The organism is Clostridia bacterium (assembly GCA_036562685.1).
Taxonomy (GTDB): domain Bacteria; phylum Bacillota; class Clostridia; order Christensenellales; family DUVY01; genus DUVY01.
Genome location: DATCJR010000128.1, coordinates 1 through 3372 on the forward strand (window position 1 = coordinate 1; position 3372 = coordinate 3372).

General features: G+C 32.1%; 3 protein-coding genes. 1 reads left to right on the forward strand and 2 read right to left on the reverse strand.

Features of this window, described 5'->3' with window-relative positions; all coding sequences use genetic code 11:
- A partial coding sequence (locus tag VIL26_05825; protein ID HEY8390452.1) for a site-specific integrase occupies window positions 1–786 on the reverse strand: 786 nt, incomplete at its 3' end.
- 66 nt (window positions 787–852) lie between these two features.
- The gene (locus VIL26_05830) at window positions 853–1143 is read right to left on the reverse strand and encodes a helix-turn-helix domain-containing protein (protein HEY8390453.1); all 291 of its coding nucleotides are present in this window, start codon (window positions 1141–1143) and stop codon (window positions 853–855) included.
- Window positions 1144–2197: 1054 nt separating this feature from the next.
- On the opposite strand from VIL26_05830, the gene VIL26_05835 reads away from it, so the two are divergent.
- Complete coding sequence (locus tag VIL26_05835) at window positions 2198–3310, forward strand: hypothetical protein (GenBank protein HEY8390454.1); 1113 nt, start codon at window positions 2198–2200, stop codon at window positions 3308–3310.
- Window positions 3311–3372: the final 62 nt, after the last annotated feature.

The following is a 3372-nucleotide window of genomic DNA, read 5'->3' on the forward strand; positions in this document are numbered from 1 at the left end:
GGCCAGTTCTATATCCTTTTTCTGCTCATTATAAGTTAACTGCTGTCTAATCTCAACTTTCCCAGAATCAAAATTTATGTTTTTCCACTGAAGTCCCAAAACTTCACCACGCCTTAGCCCTAACGAAACCGCCAGGGCTACAGGTACATATAAGTCTGTCCCTTTTGCGGTCTCCAATAGTTTTTTCAGCATATTAGCATCATAGATGTTACTCTGATATTTCCTCACAGTAGGCCTTGAAACGCCTTCTGCTGGATTTTTGGCCAGGATACCATCCCTAACAGCATCTTTTAATGCCTTATTTAATACACGGTGAATATACAGGATAGACCTTGCTGACAACTTGCCAATATTATTTTTACCATCGTTATTATTATCTCCCCTATATATGTCGAAATAAAACTTTTGGATTTGCCCTCTTGTCAGTTGTTGGAGAGGTATGTGGCCTATATTAGGAATAATATGATTTTCAATATTGACCCTGTAGCCCCTGAGGGTATTACTGCTTAGCCGCGGCTTACAATGTGTATCATACCATTGCATGAGATATTCCGCTAAAGTCATTTTTGTAGGTTCTACATAAGTGTTGGAGTTTATTTTAGCATTTATCTCATACAATGCCTGTTGGGCTTCTTTTTTAGTCTTGAAGCCCCCCTTCCACTTCTGCTTCTTTTTCCCGGTCACAGGGTCGGCAACATAATATATTATAGTCCACGTGCTCCCACGCTTAAACGGGTTCCCACGCTTTCTATACTTTCGAGTTTCTGCCTTAGCCTCATCCTTCAATCCAGGACCCTCCCTTTAAAGATGCTACAGCATTATGCAGGTATCAAAAATATATCAGATTTCCCTTTATGAAACTTTCTCTTCTTTAATAATTTTTTTGTTTTTTAAAATTATATCTTTGTCAAAAACTCTTTCCTCCTTAGGGGAATCGGTAATCATTTCATCGGAAGAGTAGGAGTTTAACCACTCAAAGAATGGTTCCGTCGGTATCCTGATTGTATGATTTATTTTTTTGAAAGGAAAATAACCCTGCTTTACAATCTCATAGGCTTTGCTGCGACTAACCCTTAATATGTCAGCAACTTCCTCTACTGTTAAAGTGGCTTGTTTTTTATACTCTTCAATGCTTTTCTTCATCTTAATTCCCCCTTTTTATTAATGGTATCAATGCCAGTTTCCTTTGCCCCGTTATACAAAAAGTTCTGCCTGGAATTCAATTCTTTATGTTAAATTTTTATACGTACTTATTAGCACAACATAAAAATACTTAGTTTTTCTAGTTATTAACCCAACACATAAACGAATTTTTTCTAGTATTAGAGTAACATAAAAACAAACAGTTTTTTCTCTAATATTAGGATAACAAAAAAATTAAGAAGTTTTTTATTTTAACAAAAATTTTTTAAATTTTTTTGGTTAATTTTTGTAAGAAAAATTTTAACTGTTACATTTCACTATCTAACTGATTAATAAGTAGTGCCAGTCCTGTTTTACATGTTATTTTGTTACAGTTTATATTTGAATGCCTGTTGCAACTTTACTATTACGTGTTACCCTCAAAATGCTTAATCAGCCATTTACACTACGTCATTTGCTACAGTGCCTTATTTTATAATATCCTGAATACAATATCCTGAATACGGTTTATATAATTAATCCAAATGACAAAAATAGTTAATTTTTACTTATAGTAGAATTATTAGTATTTGAATCCTGAATAAGAAGAAAAATCCTTTTATTTCAAAAACATTAGAAGGTTCTTCATAATTGCGGATAATAAGCAATGTTCTAACCGGGTTAAAAATATTTATTACCTAGTTTCACCAATAGAGATGTCCTAACCGTTTAGTAAAATACTCTTGACGTCAGCAGAAATTAAATTAATATAAATGGTTTCTCCTTAAAATAAAAGCAATTTAAAAGCATTTAATATGCAAAAGGTACCAAGTTGCTCCTATTCCTGACTATTTCCCTCTTTTCATTTCTATTAAAAGAAGCCGTTTCTAAAATCAGTTTTAACCGTTGAATCGTTTCTAAAATCATTCCTAATGTAGAAGAAATTACTTATCCAGTATCAATGATTTAAAAATACGGTTAAATTTTTTGCCTCAAAATTTGAATTTTCAAATTTTTTATGTAAAATTACCTGCACATTCACTGTTAGCACCCTTTAAAGGAAGGAGGTGAGTGCATGGTATCTGTCGATACTATCCGTGCATATACTTACATAAACATAGATATCAATTATTTACAGCAAACCAAATGGAGAAAATGGGTATGTAAAAATAACACTATTTCATATTTTAAAAAATATGGGGCACTCCTTTTCTGGTATTATCCACATGGCGTACTTTTGATAAAATTTTCGGTGCCTAAATTTTTCTATGGTACAAACGCCATGCCTTTTAACCTTGACCATGCAGGCTTACTTGTTAAATTGGTAAACCAAAAAATTAAAATGCTTTTCCCGAATATTCCTATTAAGTCGTTTGAGGATTGGATTTGTACTGAAATTCACCCATTTATTCACTATTCTATGGCAAATGAAAAGGATAAAATGATTTATTTAGACTGTTTCAAAAAAATGCAATACCCACGTTTAAAAAAACGTATTTTTGCCACAGGCATGCAGGCAAGAAACGGCAGTTATGCTTTAAATATCTATTCCAAATATGATGAAGTAAAGTCCAGGGTTACAAATAAGTCCTATCCTGCATCAAATGAAGATATTGCCTTACTTGACGGATTAAAAAATGTTTTAAGGTTTGAGTATCAGGTGAAAAAAGCATATTTGAGACGCCGATACAAAAATAACCGGACTATAAAAGATGTGCTAACAAAACAATTTTGTAAAGACTTGCTTCTGGACGCAATCAAAAAGGCCGGTCTTGTTAATCGTTTTTTATATAAGGATGAAGTTCTGAAAAAAATTAAAAATGAATTTGAAAAAATAAAAGCATGTAACCTTATAAAATTTATCATTGACTTAAATGAAACACCTTTAGATTTCGTAAATGCAAAATATCCTAAAAAAACCCGAGAAAGTTATATTAGGGAATTAAAAACAAAAGGAATAAACCCTATTTATCTTCAAGAGAAAGTGAGCAGAAGAATGGATTTCAGCATCCTGAGCAAACAGTGTATTATACTTAATTACCAATTTTTGTATTTTTTATTATTAAAACTTACCAGTTTAATAAAATGGTATTTAGGGTACTTGATAGCCGCTTTTATTTTTATAAAATACATGACGTTACCCTTAGTATCTAATCTTCTCTCATTTTATCTTGAGGACGGTGGATAGCGGTAAAACTTTATATATCATGTGCAAAATTAGTCCCTATTTAAATAACAACCAATAATCAA